This window comes from Cryobacterium sp. CG_9.6 (genome assembly GCF_029893365.1).
Lineage (GTDB): Bacteria > Actinomycetota > Actinomycetes > Actinomycetales > Microbacteriaceae > Cryobacterium.
In genome coordinates this window covers 1,146,015-1,163,477 of the sequence record NZ_JARXUZ010000001.1, presented here as the reverse complement: position 1 = coordinate 1,163,477, position 17,463 = coordinate 1,146,015, and the positions used below count along the sequence as shown (strand labels likewise).

Genomic DNA, 17,463 nt, shown 5'->3' with positions numbered 1-17,463 from the left:
ACAGCACCGAGAGTGCGCTCCTGGGAAGTTCCTATTCGCACGCACACAAGGGAGTGACCGTGAAGCGTTTCCCACGCAGCACACTTGCACTAACAGTCGCCGGAGCAGCATCCTTCGCACTGATTCTGTCCGGCTGTTCCGCCGACGCCGGCTCCGGCTCCGGCTCCGAGCAGTCGACCGACGAGAACGTCAAACTAACAGTCGCCACATTCAACGAGTTCGGCTACGACGACCTCTTCGCCGAGTACGAGACCGCCAACCCGAACGTCACCATCACCCACAAAAAAGCGGCCACCACAAACGAGGCCCGCGACAACCTCACCACACGCCTCGCCGCCGGGAGCGGTCTCAGCGACGTCGAAGCCATCGAAGTGGACTGGCTCCCCGAGCTCCTGCAGTACTCGGACCAGTTCGTCGACCTGTCCTCGGACGACGTTGCCGACCGCTGGCTCGATTGGAAGTCCGAAGCAGCAACGGATGCCGATGGCCGCCTCATCGCGTACGGCACTGACATCGGCCCCGAGGGCGTGTGCTACCGCTCCGACCTCTTCGCGGCCGCCGGCTTGCCCACGGACCGTGCTGAAGTGGCGAAACTCCTCGGCACCAGCTGGGAGAGCTACTACGCCGCCGGCGAGAAGTTCGCTGCTGCCGGCACGAACGTGCCGTGGTTCGACTCGGCCGGAGCCACCTGGCAGGGCGTCGTCAACCAGATGCCCAACCCCTACGAAGAAAAAGACGGCACCGTCATCGCCACCGAGAACCCGGAGGTCAAAGCGGCCTACACCAGCGTTCTCGATGCCAGCAGCACCCTGTCGGCACACCTGAGCCAGTGGAGTGATGACTGGACAGCCAGCTTCCAGAACGATGGCTTCGCCACCATGCTCTGCCCCGGTTGGATGCTCGGCGTGATCTCCGGTAACGCAGCCGGCGTGACCGGCTGGGACATCGCCGACACGTTCCCCGGCGGCGGCGGCAACTGGGGCGGTTCGTACCTGACCGTTCCCACCCAGTCCAAGAACCAGGTCGAAGCCACGAAGCTGGCTGCCTGGCTGACCGCGCCGGAGCAGCAGCTCAAGGCATTCGCCTCCAAGGGCACTTTCCCCAGCCAAGTCGATGCGCTCTCGAGCGATGAGCTGCTGGGAGCGACGAATGAATTCTTCAACAACGCTCCCACGGGTCAGATCCTGGCCAACCGTGCTGCTGCCGTTGATGTCACGCCGTTCAAGGGCACGAGCTACTTCCCGATCAACGATGCGATGCAGCAGGCGCTCACCCGGGTCGAGGATGGCACGATGACCGCCGACGAGTCCTGGGACCAGTGGGTCGCCGACGTGAACGCTCTCGGCTAACGAGTCACCACCAGATCTCAGGCTGCCGGGCATCCGTTCTCGGCAGCCTGAGACCACCCCCCGTGAACGAGTCTGCGACCTGATGCGGCTCGACCAGCGAACACACAAGGGATAGCCATGACCACCGCAGCCGCTGTCGAGCTGAATGCCCGCAGCATCCGTCGTATTGCTCTCAGCCATAAGCTCAGCCGCTGGGACGTGCGCTTCTCGCCCTACCTGTATGTCTCCCCATTCTTCATTCTCTTCGGGATTGTGGGGCTCTTCCCGTTGCTCTACACGGCGTGGGTGTCGGTGCACGACTGGAATCTCATCGGCGGCCAGGGTGATTTCGTGGGTCTGGAGAACTTTGCAACCGTTCTTGCGCAGCCCTACTTCTGGACGTCACTGCGGAACACCTTCAGCATTTTTCTGCTCTCCAGCGTTCCGCAAGTTGTGGCGGCGATCGCCATCGCCGCCGTACTTGACTTCAATTTGCGCGGCAAAACGTTCTGGCGCATGGGCGTTCTGCTTCCCTACGTGGTGGCGCCCGTAGCGGTTGCGCTCATCTTCAACGACCTCTTTGGTGACCGGTATGGCCTCATCAATAGCGGAATCATGAGCCTCGGACTGGAGCCGATTCGGTGGCACGTGGATGTGCTTCCGAGCCACATCGCAATTGCCACCATGGTGAATTTTCGCTGGACCGGTTACAACGCCCTCATTTTTCTGGCCGCCATGCAGGCGGTTCCCCGCGACTACTACGAAGCGGCCATCATCGACGGTGCGAATCGACTGCGCACGTTCTGGTCCATCACCGTGCCGCTGCTGCGCCCGATCATTATCTTTGTCATTTTGACCTCGACGATCGGCGGGCTGCAGATCTTCGATGAGGCACGCATGTTCGATCAGGCAGGCCAGGGCGGCGCGAATCGTCAGTGGCAAACGCTCACGCTCTACATCTACGAGCTCGGCTGGGGTCAGCGCAACTTTGGACGGGCATCCGCTGTGGCATGGCTGCTCTTTTTGATCATCATCCTGATCGCGGTCGTCAACTTTTTGATCACCCGGCGCATCGCGGGTTCGGCCGACCGCAAGCTGCGCATCCGCGCGAAAGGCGTCTCATGAGAAAGACCATCATCGGCGGCCACGACCGACGTCCGGGAATCTGGGTCTACGGCATTCTGATCGCCGTGCTGCTGGGCTCGGCGTTTCCGATCTGGTGGTCGTTTCTGATCGGCAGCCAGGACGCCACCGCACTGAACCAAAACGGTGTGATGTGGATTCCCGGCGGAAATTTTATTGCCAACGCCGCCACCGTCATCGACAGCATCCCCTTCTGGAAGGCCCTCGGAAACAGCATCATCGTCTCCACGTCGGTGTCGCTCAGCGTCGTGTTCTTCTCAACGCTGGCCGGCTACGCCTTCGCCAAGCTCAAGTTTCGTGGGCGGGAGGGACTGCTCATCTTCGTGATTGCCACGATGGCCGTTCCCACCCAGCTGGGCATCGTGCCGCTCTTCATCATCATGGCGAAGCTCGGATGGACGGGCAGCCTCTGGGCGGTCATCGCTCCCGCCATGGTGACGGCTTTTGGCGTGTTCTGGATGACCCAGTATCTGCGGGATGCCCTCCCCGACGAGCTGATCGAAGCCGTACGCATGGATGGTGCGTCCATGCTGGGCAGTTTCTGGCATGTTGGTCTGCCCGCCGCTCGCCCGGCCGCGGCCATGCTGGCGCTGTTCACGTTCATTGGCACCTGGACCAACTTCTTCTGGCCGTTCATCGTGCTCGGCCCGGGAAACCCCACACTGCCCGTGGCGCTGCAACAACTGCAGGCCGCCTTTTATGTTGACTACTCTCTCGTCCTCGCCGGCGTCGTGCTCTCGATCATTCCGCTCATTCTGGTCTTCGTTGTTCTCGGTCGGCAACTGGTGGCCGGAATCATGCAGGGCGCGGTCAAGGGATGACCCCGCACTCCCACTCCCTCTCCTCCTCCACCGAAAGAAATATCACCATGACATCCACGGATTCACGCGCCTTCCCCGCAGACTTCCTCTTTGGCGCGGCAACTGCCGCGTACCAGATTGAAGGGGCCGCTCACGAGGATGGGCGTACCGACTCAATCTGGGACACGTTCAGCCGGGTTCCCGGCGCGGTCATCAACGCCGACAACGGCGACACCGCCTGCGACCACTACCACCGGTACCGGAGCGACGTTGCTCTCATGAAAGACCTGGGCCTGCAGACCTACCGCTTCTCCACATCCTGGTCGCGGGTGCAACCAGACGGCGGCCCGGTCAACCCGAAAGGCCTCGACTTCTACTCCCGCCTCGTGGACGAGCTGCTCGGTGCCGACATCAAACCCTGGCTCACGCTGTACCACTGGGATCTTCCGCAGGCGCTCGAAGACACGGGCGGCTGGACCAATCGGGACACCGCGTTGCGGTTTCGGGACTATGCCCTCAACGTGCACGACGCCCTCGGCGATCGCGTGGGTGTGTGGACCACACTCAACGAACCGTGGTGCTCGTCCTTCCTCAGCTACACGGCCGGCGTGCACGCACCGGGCCGACAGAGCAAGCGCGATGGTCTGGCTGCGGGGCACCATCTGCTGCTTGGTCATGGACTCGCCACCGAAGCACTGCGCGCCCGCGATGCAGATCTTGAGCTGGGCATCACCCTCAACCTCACCGTTGCCAAGCCAGTGGATGTCGACAGCGCGGGTGATCGCGATGCCGCCCGCCGCCTGGACGGTCAGTTCAACCGCTTCTTCCTGGACCCTATCTTTCGCGGAAGCTACCCGAGCGACCTGCTCGCCGACGTGGCTGGCCTCGGCTTGGAGGATCACATCAAGGATGGCGACCTGGCCCAGATCAGTCAGCGGATCGATTCCCTCGGCGTGAATTATTACCACGGCGAGCTGGTCAGCGATCAGCCGGCGGCGCATCCGCTACTGGCTCAGGCTCCGACCAACCGACCAACCGGTTCACCGTTTCCCGCAGCCGACGGCGTCTTTCACCACCCTCAGGGACTCCCCCTCACTGCCATGCAGTGGGAGGTTCAGCCCGACGGGCTGCGGGAGCTGCTCACCCGCGTGAACACCGACTATGCCGCGAGCGCCGGAACGAGCCTGTACGTGACCGAAAACGGCGCGGCCTACGACGATGTCGTGACCCCCGACGGCCGCGTGCACGACCCGGAACGCACCGACTTTCTGACGAGCCATCTGGGTGCGGTCCTCGACGCGATCGACGACGGCGCGCCGGTCAAAGGCTATTTCTACTGGTCACTGATGGACAACTACGAGTGGGCGTGGGGCTACGAGAAGCGCTTTGGCATTGTGCGGGTCGACTATGACACTCAGGAACGCACCGTGAAGGACAGCGGCGCGGCCTACGCCAGCGTGATTCGCTCCCGCGCCCTCCCCCGTGGCTAAATCTCCAGCAGCGAGTGCGGAATATAATGACGAGATGAACATAGGTGTGCGCCAGACCCGTCCTGCGCAGCCCACCCTGGAGATGGTGGCCGAGGTGGCCGGGGTTTCCCGTGCCACGGTGAGCCGTGTGGTGAATGGGTCGCCCAAGGTTCGTCCGCACATCATCGAGGGCGTTCAGGCGGCTATCGCGCAGCTGAACTACGTCCCGAATCGGGCGGCGCGCTCCCTCGCCAGCCAGCAGACCCACGCCGTGGCGCTCGTGGTGCCCGAAGACATGACGCGCTTCTTCGGCGACCCGTACTTCGCCGCCATCGTGCAGGGCATTACCCGACGCCTCGAGGAGAGCGACTACACGCTCAACCTGCTCGTGGCATCGAGCGACCCCCGTCACAAGACCATGCGCTACCTGCGCTCGGGCATCGTGGACGGGGCCCTCGTCATCTCGCACCACACCGGCGACGAGTTCGTGGCCGAGCTCGAGACCACCATGCCGGTTGTCTTCGGTGGTCAGCCAGCGAGCGACGAGAACACCTACTTCGTCGACGTGGACAACGCCGCCGGTGCCGAAACGGGCACCCAGCACCTGATCGACATCGGGCGACGCCGCATCGGCTCGATCACCGGCCCGGCCGACATGCCCGCCGCTATCGACAGACTGAGCGGCTTTCTTCGCACTCTTGAGCGTGCCCACCTTCCAACGGATGCCGTGGAGCACGCCGATTTCACGGCCGCCGGTGCCGCCGCAGCCACCCGGAGGCTGCTGGAGCGGTGCCCCGACCTTGACGGACTCTTTGTGGCCAGCGATCTGATGGCCACCGGTGCTCTGGATGTGCTGCGGCAACTCGCACGGTCGGTGCCCGGCGATATTGCCGTTGTCTCGTTCGACGACAGCCCGGCCGCCACCTCCGGCGCCGTTCAGATGACCACGGTGAGCCAGCCCTCAGAAGACATGGGCTTTGCCATGGCGGACATTTTGCTCCGCCGGCTCGCCGGGCAGGACGGCCTCCCACACCGCACCATCATGCCCACGCGTTTGGTGCTGCGGGACTCCGCCTAAGCGCACGGGTCACGCGTGCGTAGGCATCCGCTGCCAGGGCGCTCAGTCGAGCGGCAGCGCCCAGTCCGTATGCACGGTCGCTAAGCCCTGCACGAGGGCATCGGTCAGTGCGGCGACCGACCCGGGCACACCCTCGGCGGCGACGGATCCAAAGGTGGCCGGGTCCCAGTCCAAACCCATAATTGCGTAGACGTCGTTGACAACCTCGCGCAGTGGTTCGGCCTGATCCAGCACGATGGATGCCGTCACGAGTCGTGCCCCGCGCACCACGCGCTGCGCGATTCCCACCAGCTTCACCGTGCCGCGGGCGTTGACGCTGTGATCTCCGGCACAGTATTCGCCCGGAACGGCGCCCACGCGGGCATCCACTCCCAGGTCGCGCAGGGTGTCTCGAAAACAGGCCGCGGCAACTTCGAATGCTCGGGTGTGTTCGAGACGAGCGCTCGCCGGCGTGAGCAGGTCGATGACGACACAGGCGGTGTCATAGGCCACGGCTCGGCCGCCGGCGAGGCGAATCACGGGTGCATATCCGTGATTCCGCGCGCAGATCTCGGCCTCAGCGAATCCGGGCAGAAGTGACTCGCGCCTGCTGAACGCCACGGTGGGAAGCGGCGCATACGCCCGCAGCGTCGCCACGGGGCGCGGGCTCACCTGCATCTCGCGCAGCAGCCGAAGCGTCTCGTCAATGTCCTGCTGCGCCGTGGTGCCCACCCGCCCCCGCATCACGATGGGCGTCGAGTTCACCGCGCTGGAATCGACATCATTCACACTGTGCCATTCTCGAGCGGATGTCCCGGGCAACGACCCGCGGACGGACCGAGCTGGTTACTCAGCCAGCACATCTGCCCCCCGCTGACGGAGCCAGAGGTCGAGCTGCTCAGCCGGCACGGGCTTCGACATATGGAAACCCTGGGCCTGATCGCAGCCGAATCGAGCCAGTTCTTCGAAGGCCTTGGCGTTTTCCACGCCCTCGGCCACCATGGTGAGCCCAAGACTGTGAGCAAGCTCGATGGTGGACGCAACCAGCGCGGAGGCACGGGAATCCTCGAGCATGGGTAAAACAAACGATCGGTCGAGCTTGAGTTCGTCGAGTGGAAGTTCACGAAGATAGGCCAGCGAGCTGTAGCCGGTGCCAAAGTCGTCGACGGACACACGAACCCCGCCGGCCCGCAATCTGGTCAAAATGTCTTTGGCCCGGGCACGATCAGACATCAAGAAATCTTCGGTGATCTCCACCATGAGGGTAGAGGATGCCAGTCCTCGGGCCGCAATCATCGCGCCCACCCGTTCCGGCAGGTCAAGGTCAACCAGTGAACTGGCCGAGAGGTTCACGGCAACGGTCAGGAAGAGGCCCCGCTGCTGCCACACAACTGCCTGATCAAGCGCGAGCCGGAGCACCACGTCGGTGAGCTTCCCCATGAGTCCCGCCTCTTCGGCCAGGGCGAGGAACGACACCGGATAGAGCAGGCCGCGCACGGGATGTTTCCATCGAACGAGTGCCTCAACACCATGGACCTCATTGGTGACCATGCTGATCTTCGGTTGATAATGCAGCAGAAGCTGGTCGTTGGCAATGGCAACATGCAGCTCCTCCAACGACCGGAGCCGGTCTTCGCCATGACTGTCGTCTTCCGCAACGAACACGTGGTGGCCGCTCCGCGATGCTTTGGCGCGGTACATGGCCATGTCAGCCCTGCGCATGAGAGCCTTCAAATCGTGTCCCTGCTCGGGGAAAACGGCAATACCCACACTGGCGCTGGAATGCAGCGATATTCCCTCTACTGGGAAGGATTGGGCCAGGGCCGCGCGTAATTTCACAGCCACGGCGATGGCATCGTCACGGTCAGCATCGTTCAGGAAGATGGCGAATTCGTCGCCGCCGAGCCTCGTGAGCAGGTCTTCGTCGCGCAGGTTCGCCGCCAAACGAGCTCCCACCTCAATGAGGAGCAGGTCGCCCGCATCGTGACCGAGGCTGTCATTGACCTCCTTGAACCCGTCGAGGTCGAGCAGCAGCAGCGCGCTCGGACCGTTTACGCGCTTTACGAGCCGCGCGGGAACATCGGCGTAGAGCGCTCGTCGGTTGGGCAATCCGGTGAGGTCGTCGGTATGAGCGATGTGACGTATGTCAGCCAGCTTCACGAGTCGCCGGAACGCTAGTTGGGTGCGAACACCGGCGATGACCAGTGTGACACCCGCCAAAACGACGGCCAGCATCGATACCTGCGAGTAAATAGCCAGGAAGAGGGTTCCCAAAGCCGCAAACATCGATGAGATCAACACCGTGAGTGCGCCCGTGGCTACGGCTCCGACCACAGGGCGCTGTGTTTGGCGGCCCATTCCATAAACCCACATCGCTATGAGGGCGAGTCCGAGCGACCACACGGTCTCCAGCAGCGTGCCATCTGACCAGTAGCCGGGCGTTATCAGCAGGGCGTAGCTAGGGCGTGTCTCCCAACGCCTTGGCCCAGATGATTATGGCTCTAAGGACAACCCCGCCGCGGTAGGTGAGGGCGAGCTTGTCGTAGCGGGTGGCGATGCCACGCCACTGCTTGAGTGCCTCGAAACACCGCTCGATGACGTTGCGGCGTTTGTAGGACACCTTGTCAAAAGTGGGAGGGCGGCCGCCGGCTTGGCCACGTCGTTTCCGGTTGGCGACCTGGTTCGATCGTTCCGGGATCACGGCTTGAATGCCGCGGTCCCGGAGCATCTTCCGATTGGCTTTGGACGAATACGCTTTGTCACCCATCGCTCGATCCGGCGTCGTGCGGGGCCGACCCCCGGCGAGCCGAGGCACTCGCAGGCTCCCTAAGACTTCGGGGAACATCGGTGAGTCACCGCCCTGCCCCGGTCCCAGCAGAATTACCAACGGTCGAAGATTCGCGTCGCACAACGCGTGAATCTTCGTCGTCAATCCGCCGCGTGACCGGCCAATTGCGTGGTCAGCAGGCTCGGTGAGCAGATTCGTGTAGTTCTGAAGTTCCCCCTGTGGTGCGCGGGAGATTGGTGCCGTGCTGGTGGGCGCGGTTGACCGTGGAGTCCACGGACACCTCCCAATCAATCAGTCCAGCAGCGTCAGCCTGCGAGAGTAGCCGGGTCATAATGGCGTCCCACGTACCGTCGCCACTGAAACGTCGGTGGCGTTTCCAGACGGTCTGCCACGGACCGAACGATTCCGGCAGATCTCGCCAGGGAATTCCCGCCCGATACCGATAGATGATGCCTTCCAGAATGCGGCGGTGGTCTTGGAATGGACGACCCGGGCAATTCTTCGACGACGGCATCAACGGCTCGAGGCGAGCCCACTCACTGTCAGACAACACGGCAGCACGAGACATGGATTAAGTCTGTCAGACAGGCCCGGCAGCATTAAGAGACACGCCCTAACGTCTGCGGCCGCAAAAGCCACGAAGGCGCCAACAAGCGGAGCCCAGCCACGCCCGAGACGAACTCCCAGAACCGTCGCGAGGCCGGCCACAATAGCAACAAGTATGAGGTCGAACAGAGGATAGGCGACGCTGATGGCTGTGCCGAGCGATATTGGTTCCCCGATGGCCGAGTTCAGGGTGGGGTTCAGCACCACCGCCAAGAACGTGGCTGCACCGAAAGCGCCAACCCACCCGTCCAGCAGAACGTGCCGTGCCAGCGTGCGGATCTCCCGGTAAATAACCGTGACAACAGCCGCAACGATCAGCACATAGAACAAAAGGTAGCCCGCATCGGCTGCCGAGGGGAATGGCAGCTCTCCACCTGCTGTCATGGCGAGCAGGTAGTAGGAGTCACCCAACGCAAAAGATGTGACGGCTGCCGTGGCCAGGAGAACAGCGAGGTGTCGTCCTCGGGTTCGGAATACAGCCACGCCGCACACTGCAACGGGTAGCCAATCCGTGATCGTGTACAGCCAACCTTCCGCCGCACGGGCGGAGGCCTGATCTGGAAGAAGAAGAACGACCGTGTAGGCGACGAGAAAGGCCCACATGGCCCCGATCAACCAGCCCATTTTTCGTGGCTGAGATACAGCGATAACCCGGCGTCTGCGCGTGTTCATGTTTGCCCCCGGGTTCAAGCTACAAACTACACGACTGCGGAGCACAAACGAGTAACAAGCCACGGTCTCAGCCCACAAAAAAGGCCCGAACCGCGTTTGCACGCTGATCGGGCCTTAAAGAGGCTACGAGCGACGCGCGGCGAGGCTCTCGAGCAGGCGCTCCTCGGAATCGTGGCCGGGCTTGATGCCCGCCGGGATGCGCAGGTAGAAGAAGAGGCCACCAACCCACCACAGACCAAACAAGACCCAGGGCTCGAGTGACAGGCCAGCCGGCATGCCGGGCAGGTAGAGGCTGAGCAGGGCGAGGCAGAGAGAGGCTGCCGCGACACCGATGACGATTCCACCGTTGCCCGTGCCGCCGATGCGCAGGGGGCGGTCCATTGTGGGCTCCCGACGGCGAAGCACCAGAAATGCGACGGCCACCAAGATGTAGGCAATGACGATGCTCGGGGCACCGGAATCCACGAGCCAGCCCAGCATCTGCGTGCCGAAGAACGGGGCAAGGAAAGACAGTGCGCCGATGAAATAGAGCGCATTGATGGGAGTACGGAACGTGGGGTGCAGCGTGCCAAACCAGGCCGGCAGCATGCCGGAACGCGCCATCGAGTACATGAGACGCGAGGCACCGAGTAGCAGTGAGTTCCATGAGGTGAGAATTCCCGCAATGCCACCGGCAATAAGCACCTTGGCCATGACATCACTACCGAAGAGGGCACCCATGGCATCCGCTGTGGCGATATCGGCCTGCCCGATGGCCGCAGCGGACATGGACGACGACGTGGTGAGCACGATCATGACGTACCAGATGGTGGCCAGAACCACAGCGATAACAACCAGCTTGCCGATCTGGCGCGGTGCCACGTTGACCTCTTCGGCGGACTGAGGAATAACGTCGAAGCCCACAAACAGGAACGGCACGACCACCAGAACGGCGAAGAAGCCGCCCATGCCTCCGGTGAAGAACGGCTGCATATTGACCGTCGAACCGCCGGTGAAGGCCCCAAATACGAGCATGGCTCCAATGATGAGCAGAAAGAGTACGACGAAGGTCTGCACAACCCCGGCCAGCTTCACCCCACGGATATTGATTCCCGTGATCACCACAGCCGCGATAGCTCCGACCAAGGCCCAGGTTAAATACACCTGCTCACCAGCTATTTGCCAGAGTGGAATCTGGCTCAGGTTGGGAAAGAGATACCCGGCCGTGCGCGGCAGGGCAACCGCCTCGAACGCCACGATCGTGACGTAGCCACCGGTGATCGCCCACGATCCCACGAACGACCAGCGCGGCCCCATGGCCCGCAGCAGAAAGTTGTGTTCACCGCCCGCTTTGGGCATGGCGGCGGTCAATTCCGCATAGGTGAGGCCGACGATGCCCATGATGATGCCGCCGGCGATCATGGCCGTGACGGCACCCATCGTGCCGGCGTCGTTGATCCATCCGCCGGTGAGCACAACCCAGCCGAAGCCGATCATGGCCCCAAAACCGAGGGCAAGGGCATCTCTATTTCCGAGAACTTTGAGCAGTGACGGCGTGTGGTGCTGCTTGATATTAATGAAATCCTCGTTTGTTTCGACCTGCGTCAACACTGATGCACGCCCGGTGCTGGTTTTATCTGAGTCTCTCATCTCACGGAGTCCCCTCGTGACCGGCGCCGGAGTGAGCTCAGAGGAAAAGCAAAAGCCCGAACCGCGTTTTCACGCCGATCGGGCCGGGGCCCAGACAGCCAGCGGTTGAACTTCACTATCGAGAAATCTTCGTCGCCATAGCTGAAGACCCGCCGGCCCTCTGCCATTGACGCATCTCGCAACTTGCACCTCGCACCTCGCCGCGGCCGAGGGAGAGGAGTAAAGTACTTCTTGAAAAATGCACATTGGGTGCAGAAAGGGAAAGCTCATGTTAAGCCAATTAGAAACCTATTCGGTACTTCCCGCGCGTGATCTGGCCCGTGCGCGGCGCTTCTACAAGGAAGTGCTCGGCATGGAGCCCGATGAGGAGCGCGCAGAGGGGCTGCGGTACCACACCCCAAATGGCGCCGTAATACTGATCTATGAAACCGATAATGCTGGCACCGCGGCCAACACCGCGATCGGATTCGTCGCCGACGACATCGACGCTGAGGTCGCGGTCCTGCGCGGTCGTGGCGTCACGTTCCAGGAATACGATTTTCCCGGATTGAAAACCGAAGATGGCATCGCGACGATGAACGATGAACGTGCGGCGTGGTTCACAGACTCGGAGGGCAATATTCTGTGCGTCTCGCAGACCGTGTCGTCCGATGTTCGCGCCACGCGCCAGCGTGAAGAGTCACAGTCGGTTCCTTGAACCGGCCCAGCGGGTGGGCGACGGCGGCAGCCAGCTCGCGTTACGGTGACGACCGCGGAGATCAGTCGCCGGCGAACCTCTGGCGCAGCTGGCGACAGATTCGCGAGCAGGATGACCTCGAAGACCTAGAGCAAATTACCCGCATGCACTTCGCCGCATATGGGGAACGCCTCTGGAGAAAGAAGTCAGCCCCGAGTCCGCCGCAAAGTACCGAGTCGAGCGCGGCCATGATGCCCTCGGTGAGTAACCGATGAATTCATTACTTTGACGTGGGTTCACGTCAGGAAATCGAAGACTGGATCCTTGGCCATAAGACCTATTTGGTGCACCCCCCCGGACTTGAACCGGGAACCCACTGTGCTAGAGTCCCTTTTTCGTGAGTGTCCCGGAACGTCCCGATTTACAGTTTCACCAGCTATTTAGCTGCCTTCGCCGTATCAAATATGGAACCAGTGTCCCGGTGAGCCCCCGCTTTGAATGGGGCATTCGCGTGACCATGCGGTGAGTAACTCACTAAGCTCGGCGACCCGCTACCATCTGTTATGAAGATGATCTGTTGCTCAGAAACGATCCTGAGCGCACCTGCGGCACCCACCGCCCTAGCACGTTCGATATTTTGGCGCAACTAGATCCCTTCGGGCATAAAGAAACCGCCACGCGTTCCCCAGGATTGATCCTAAGAGTGTGGCGGCGGTAATGGTGCAGCCTAGTAGGTCACAAATTCCAGCTCATAGCCTTCTGGAAATACCCCACCGAGTATGTAGGCACTGAATATGGCCTGAGCATCAGCTACCAGCAAAACCTGATGTTCGCGCAACTCGACATTATGTTCGGTGCCGATGAGACTCACATAGCTACGGCCACCACCCGGCCGGCCCATCACCCCCATGGCATTGCTGTCAGCCGCGGCGCCGCCAAGCTCAACCATGAGCCCGGCCGCAGAACCCCAAGCCTGCATCCACCTGGGTCCGCGAGCATCACCGATCACCACGAAAGGAAATCCGCTCGGCTCGTCGATGCACGCAAAAAGATCCATGGCAAAAGCAACAGACCACACAGGCAGCCGCGGCTGAGTCTCCCACCCCTCCCACCACAGCTCCGGCTCGCGCGGCGTGACGGAGACCTGCTCGTGGAGTTCGAGGTCAAACTCGGCTTCGAGGTGCAGGAGCGGATCGTAGGTCGGAGTGAGGGTCATACCAACCACATGCGCGGCAACGTTGCCGCGCATGTTAGGAGTATGGAACATGACGGAAGCGAATTGGATCTCTACTCGGTGCAAACCACGCGCGGAATCATCATGCATGCCGTCCACCGTGAGAACGGGCGGTCGATGACGAGCATTCCGGAGACAGATCCGTATGCGACCTCGGCCGGCGTCCGATTCGAGGTCGGCAGCCCGGCAATCGTGCAGTACGCAGACGGGACTGGTTTTGTTGGCGGCACAGTCCTCAGCGATCCGGTGCTGCACTTAGACGCCAGGCTCGGTTACTCAAAATGATCGAGGAATCAGTCATCTGGGGCGGGTCGCGGGTTGGTGAGTACATAGTGCAAGCCGACCGAACGTTTCGCGTGCAGATCATGCCCGGTCGGATGATCCGTGCCTGGCCAGAACCGCAGGTGCATCCGTTGCCTGCCTGGGCTGGGCAGTGGGTCGGCGGAATGCGGCGTGTGGTCGTCGATGAACGGTGGATCCTGGTTACTGAGGTCAGTAACACCTACGTCCGTGTCGACCTCGGCGTCGTCAGTCATATCGAATCGGTAGAGCTCTGGATTGACGGCCCGGTTACCAGGGCCAGCCCACCCGGTCGCTATGAGGTTTACACGCACAGTGAAAAGGTGGTTTTGCTTATAGGCGAAACAAGCTGCCGAGCGGCACACGGTCGGTTGATCAACGGGCTCGGTTCCGGGTATGAGGGCGACTGCCGGATGCACGACGTCGACGGTGACTTCATATTTCATCGCGGTCACCGGGGTACTCTCGCCTGGAACGCCAGGATCGAGCTGAAAGAAGACATCGGCTTCTCGACCACCGAGGTTTTTCGTATCGAGTGGCGTGCGCGCGACCGCCGCCGCAGCAAATAGCATCCAAGTTGGTGTTCGAGCCGAACACCGGGATGCACAACAAAGCCCGGCAACCGTGTGTGGGTTGCCGGGCCTTGTTGTGCGATTCGACCAGCTCACCGGCCGCCGCGCATGATGCTTGAGATCAGGAGGTGTGACCATGAAAGACGTCGAGTACGAGCTAGGTCAGCTGGTGGCATGCATGCGAGCTATCGGGCATCCGATTGACGACGACGACGCGATCGACCGCTGCAGGAGGATTCTCACTGGTGAGCTCAGTGAAGAGAGCGCGGCGGCCGAAATCTGGGCGAAGTACGAGGAGAACTAGCGCTTGCGAGGGTTTCCGAGCAATGTGACGGACAGAGTTTTCAAATCCAGGAGAGCCAGATTTCCGGCGCTGTTCTCGCAATCCAAGGAGACCACACGCTGCCCACTAGGCAACGTCACGGAATCTTGGACGTGGAAGTGGCCGTGGAACAGCAAGTCGGGACGAACGCTGGCGAACGCTCGGTCAAGGCGACGCTCACCGATACGCGCGTACTCTCGGATCTCGTCGCCGTACGGGAACGCCGCGTCCTCCCGAATGCGGCGGACCGCTTCCGTTCCTTTCGTCGGAGCGTCATGCGTGATCATGATCTCAGCGGGACCGCCGGCGCCAACTCGGTCGACGTCAGCTTCGGTGATGATTTCGGTCGGCCACCACGTCTTCATTGGCGATCGGTAGTGCACGTCGACAGAGGGCGCACCTCCCAGCGCAACGAAACTCCGGCCGGCATGCGTCCACCTGTACCCCCTCGGTAGCATCCACAGATGAAGTTCTAGTCTGATCGGCTGGCCGGGACCTTCCGCAAAAAGCTCGTCTAGCGCAGCCCAATTCTCGTGGTTGCCGGGTGTACAGAACAGGTTGATGTCAGCTGCGGCCAGCCAGTACTCAAGGCTGCCCCTGAGCATTGTGCCTTCCGGCTCTCCCCAGAATCCCAGATCGCCCACGTGATAGATCGTGCGCACACCGGCTCGGCGTAGGAATGGGATTGCGACCTGGATCCAGCCGGTGTTCGAATGCCAGTCCCCGGCGATCGCAACGATCGAATCGCCAACCGCATCATTGATACGGGTCAGATCGTTTTCGGTATCCATACCAACATCATGCGCGGCACACGCCAAAAAGCCGGCCAGATATTCTGGCCGACTTACTATTTGGTTAGAAGACGGTTATGTTCAGGTTGCCGTCCGCATCCGTTTCCGAGCCGCAGATGTCCAGCCCGAGATCACGGAGCTGAACCCTCAGCAGGTCCTCGATGCGGATGTGAATGTTGAGTTCAAAATCCCATGCAGCCGCACTAGGCCGGTCGTAGACATGATCATCGCCATAGCCGCCCGCCGGCCGAGCGTGTAGGTGGGCGATTGAGACCTGCTTAAGGCTTTTGGCTCCACTGCTAAGCGTCACCGTGGACTGGTTGTTGATCCAGCTGCGGCCGGAGGCGTGGCGTGCAAGGTCGGAGAATGTTGCGGTGAGTTTGGCGCGCCCCTTGGCAAAGAAAGCAGCGCGAAGCTCGACGATCATCGTTTCGGTCAGGGTGAGCGGGTTCGTAAGTGTTGCGGTCATGGTGTTTCCGTCTGTTTGGTCGTGCTGAAAGTTTGTGTTCGTGCTTGAAAAATCCGCCGAGGCGCTCATGCGTCCACCGGCCGGTACCAGCCAACACCAGCGAGCTGCGCAGCGTACTGCCGCTCACCGGAACCGCCCAGGGCCGCACTCGCCCGGTAAGGGGCGCCGGCCTCCCAGCCGTCGTGAAGCTCGGAGATCTGGATAGCGGTGAGGCCGAGATCTGAATCGGCGGGTGGAATTTCGAGTTCTGGCATTCGTTAGAAATCCCCCGTCGGGTCAGTGTCATAATGTTGGATCTCGGTCTGGACATGTCGACGGGGTTCCCTTTCAAAGTCCCACGTCGTCTGGTCAACTCCGCCGGACGCTGTCGGATAGCCATTGAGGCGAAACACAGAAGCAAGCTCATCGGCGAAGTCGGGGCTAAGTACCGAGATTGAAGCTTCAAACGCAAGAGGGCTTCCGTCAACGGATAGCGACATCGATGACGCTGTATAGGTGAGCCGAAGCGTGGCGGTCCTTCCTTTCCGCGTGCGGTCATACACATCCATTTCGATGTCGTCGAGAGTAACTGCTGGCGTCATGTCCTGCTCCTTGAATGAGTGGAAGAGGTTCTTCCTGAGTATTAGGTGGTGCTCAATCAGGAGAAAGTTGACGGGCGCCGTGCGATTCATTCCTGCAGTTGCGCGAATGCTGCTTTGATGGCGGCGAACGTCCGGGCTTTGAGCTTGGAAACGCCGGCAGGCGTGATACCCATATGCTCCGCAACCTGCCCGTTCGTCAAATCCTCCGTAAACATCAAATGGACGAGCTGCTGCTGTGGCTGCGTCAGTCCCCGAACTACTGAACGCAGCTCATCGGATTCGTCGAATCTCATGTCGTCATTGCGCCAGTCGACTTCAAAATCGCCAAGCTCGCCTGCGTCAGCACCCGACCCGATTGGGTCCTGGAATGAGGGTGTGTCGGCCCAACCGAGGCCGAGTTCATGCAGGTGCGCCTTCCCCTCGCGCCCTTTGAAGGCGCCGACTTCTACAGCCACGGCGTAGGCATTTTCCGCCGTGTAGGCGACGAGCGCGGCGAGAATGTATTTTTCGGCGTAAGCGATGAAGCTCGACCCAGCGGCTGGGTTGAAGTGAATGGCGGCGGTGTGCGCACCGAGCAGTCCTTCTTCGACCATTTCTTCTAGTTGGTGCTCGCCGAAGTTGTACTGGCGGAAGCGCCACATCAGGATGTTTACTTTCGCTCGCGCGTAGGCTGCCAGCTCGAATGCGGCCGCGCTGTCGCGACCGGGGTATGCCTGCCCGCCGGCGATAGCCGCTGCGTTCTTCAGGATTCTTACGTGCAATGCGACCTGAATATCCCGACTGAGGTCCGTAGGCCGAGCAGTGCGCGTGGTAATAGCGGTGTTTTTCGTCATTTTGTCTCTCTGGGCTGCGGGGCCCGAGGAGCGGGCCTGCCGTATATGTGTGCGGCGGCGTTGGAGAGCCGGTCGCGACGCCCGGGAGGGCGTCCAACAGAGAGACATGCGGCGAAAGCGGAGGAGACAAGAGGCAAATCGAGAAATTGGCAGGCAGGTTTCCCGGATCAGCCTGTTAACGACAAAAAGCCCG

At 61.5% G+C, this 17,463-nt stretch carries 19 protein-coding genes, 1 tRNA gene and 1 pseudogene; 9 read left to right on the top strand and 12 right to left on the bottom strand.

All coding sequences use genetic code 11. The features are described from left to right. The first annotated feature begins 59 nt into the window (after positions 1 to 59). From H4V99_RS05280 to H4V99_RS05260, 5 genes are all read left to right on the top strand, one after another. On the top strand, positions 60 to 1,349 hold the full coding sequence (locus tag H4V99_RS05280; protein WP_280676169.1) for an ABC transporter substrate-binding protein: 1,290 nt from the start codon (positions 60 to 62) through the stop codon (positions 1,347 to 1,349). Positions 1,350 to 1,466: 117 nt separating this feature from the next. Beyond that, positions 1,467 to 2,453: a sugar ABC transporter permease gene (locus tag H4V99_RS05275; RefSeq protein WP_280676167.1), complete on the top strand. Its 987-nt coding sequence runs from the start codon at positions 1,467 to 1,469 to the stop codon at positions 2,451 to 2,453. Further along, complete coding sequence (locus H4V99_RS05270) at positions 2,450 to 3,292, top strand: carbohydrate ABC transporter permease (RefSeq protein ID WP_280676165.1); 843 nt, start codon at positions 2,450 to 2,452, stop codon at positions 3,290 to 3,292. The genes H4V99_RS05275 and H4V99_RS05270 overlap by 4 nt, the downstream gene beginning before the upstream one ends. Positions 3,293 to 3,339: 47 nt before the next feature. Next, positions 3,340 to 4,761, top strand: coding sequence for a GH1 family beta-glucosidase (locus H4V99_RS05265; RefSeq protein ID WP_280676163.1), 1,422 nt, complete (start codon positions 3,340 to 3,342; stop codon positions 4,759 to 4,761). Positions 4,762 to 4,795: 34 nt separating this feature from the next. Beyond that, positions 4,796 to 5,818, top strand: a complete 1,023-nt coding sequence (locus H4V99_RS05260; RefSeq protein ID WP_280676161.1) for a LacI family DNA-binding transcriptional regulator — start codon at positions 4,796 to 4,798, stop codon at positions 5,816 to 5,818. 42 nt (positions 5,819 to 5,860) lie between these two features. Here the strand turns inward: H4V99_RS05260 and H4V99_RS05255 are convergent, their stop codons facing one another. From H4V99_RS05255 to H4V99_RS05235, 5 genes and pseudogenes are all read right to left on the bottom strand, one after another. Then, complete coding sequence (locus H4V99_RS05255; protein ID WP_280676160.1) at positions 5,861 to 6,586, bottom strand: lipoate--protein ligase family protein; 726 nt, start codon at positions 6,584 to 6,586, stop codon at positions 5,861 to 5,863. A gap of 57 nt (positions 6,587 to 6,643) precedes the next feature. After that, a complete protein-coding gene (locus H4V99_RS05250; RefSeq protein ID WP_280676158.1) occupies positions 6,644 to 8,131 on the bottom strand; it encodes an EAL domain-containing protein in 1,488 nt (495 codons plus the stop codon). 124 nt (positions 8,132 to 8,255) lie between these two features. Continuing rightward, positions 8,256 to 9,153: pseudogene (locus tag H4V99_RS05245) on the bottom strand (IS5 family transposase). Further along, on the bottom strand, positions 9,099 to 9,815 hold the full coding sequence (locus H4V99_RS05240; RefSeq protein WP_280676155.1) for a hypothetical protein: 717 nt from the start codon (positions 9,813 to 9,815) through the stop codon (positions 9,099 to 9,101). The pseudogene H4V99_RS05245 and the gene H4V99_RS05240 overlap by 55 nt, the downstream one beginning before the upstream one ends. Positions 9,816 to 9,986: 171 nt before the next feature. Then, positions 9,987 to 11,492, bottom strand: a complete 1,506-nt coding sequence (locus tag H4V99_RS05235) for an APC family permease (RefSeq protein ID WP_280676154.1) — start codon at positions 11,490 to 11,492, stop codon at positions 9,987 to 9,989. Between the two features lie 268 nt (positions 11,493 to 11,760). Between H4V99_RS05235 and H4V99_RS05230 the strand changes: the two genes are divergently transcribed. After that, a complete protein-coding gene (locus H4V99_RS05230) occupies positions 11,761 to 12,189 on the top strand; it encodes a VOC family protein (protein ID WP_280676152.1) in 429 nt (142 codons plus the stop codon). Between the two features lie 321 nt (positions 12,190 to 12,510). On the opposite strand, the gene H4V99_RS05225 is transcribed toward H4V99_RS05230, so the two are convergent. Beyond that, a tRNA-Leu gene (locus tag H4V99_RS05225) sits at positions 12,511 to 12,616 on the bottom strand. 279 nt (positions 12,617 to 12,895) lie between these two features. Then, a complete protein-coding gene (locus tag H4V99_RS05220) occupies positions 12,896 to 13,417 on the bottom strand; it encodes a hypothetical protein (protein ID WP_280676150.1) in 522 nt (173 codons plus the stop codon). Positions 13,418 to 13,426: 9 nt separating this feature from the next. Between H4V99_RS05220 and H4V99_RS05215 the strand changes: the two genes are divergently transcribed. The 3 genes from H4V99_RS05215 (at position 13,427) to H4V99_RS05205 (ending at position 14,578) form a co-directional block, all read left to right on the top strand. Next, positions 13,427 to 13,687: a hypothetical protein gene (locus H4V99_RS05215; protein WP_280676148.1), complete on the top strand. Its 261-nt coding sequence runs from the start codon at positions 13,427 to 13,429 to the stop codon at positions 13,685 to 13,687. Then, entirely contained in the window at positions 13,684 to 14,271 is a 588-nt protein-coding gene (locus tag H4V99_RS05210; protein WP_280676146.1) for a hypothetical protein, read from the top strand. The genes H4V99_RS05215 and H4V99_RS05210 overlap by 4 nt, the downstream gene beginning before the upstream one ends. Positions 14,272 to 14,410: 139 nt before the next feature. Next, complete coding sequence (locus H4V99_RS05205) at positions 14,411 to 14,578, top strand: hypothetical protein (RefSeq protein WP_280676145.1); 168 nt, start codon at positions 14,411 to 14,413, stop codon at positions 14,576 to 14,578. Here the strand turns inward: H4V99_RS05205 and H4V99_RS05200 are convergent. The 5 genes from H4V99_RS05200 to H4V99_RS05180 all read right to left on the bottom strand — a co-directional run bounded on the left by H4V99_RS05200 (position 14,575) and on the right by H4V99_RS05180 (position 17,270). Further along, positions 14,575 to 15,387: a metallophosphoesterase gene (locus H4V99_RS05200; RefSeq protein ID WP_280676143.1), complete on the bottom strand. Its 813-nt coding sequence runs from the start codon at positions 15,385 to 15,387 to the stop codon at positions 14,575 to 14,577. The two genes, H4V99_RS05205 and H4V99_RS05200, sit on opposite strands and share 4 nt — an antisense overlap. A gap of 64 nt (positions 15,388 to 15,451) precedes the next feature. Next, positions 15,452 to 15,856, bottom strand: coding sequence for a hypothetical protein (locus tag H4V99_RS05195; RefSeq protein ID WP_280676141.1), 405 nt, complete (start codon positions 15,854 to 15,856; stop codon positions 15,452 to 15,454). A gap of 65 nt (positions 15,857 to 15,921) precedes the next feature. Then, on the bottom strand, positions 15,922 to 16,110 hold the full coding sequence (locus H4V99_RS05190) for a hypothetical protein (RefSeq protein ID WP_280676139.1): 189 nt from the start codon (positions 16,108 to 16,110) through the stop codon (positions 15,922 to 15,924). 3 nt (positions 16,111 to 16,113) lie between these two features. Beyond that, on the bottom strand, positions 16,114 to 16,437 hold the full coding sequence (locus H4V99_RS05185; RefSeq protein ID WP_280676137.1) for a hypothetical protein: 324 nt from the start codon (positions 16,435 to 16,437) through the stop codon (positions 16,114 to 16,116). Positions 16,438 to 16,523: 86 nt separating this feature from the next. Continuing rightward, complete coding sequence (locus H4V99_RS05180) at positions 16,524 to 17,270, bottom strand: sigma-70 family RNA polymerase sigma factor (RefSeq protein ID WP_280676135.1); 747 nt, start codon at positions 17,268 to 17,270, stop codon at positions 16,524 to 16,526. Between the last annotated feature and the right edge of the window lie 193 nt (positions 17,271 to 17,463).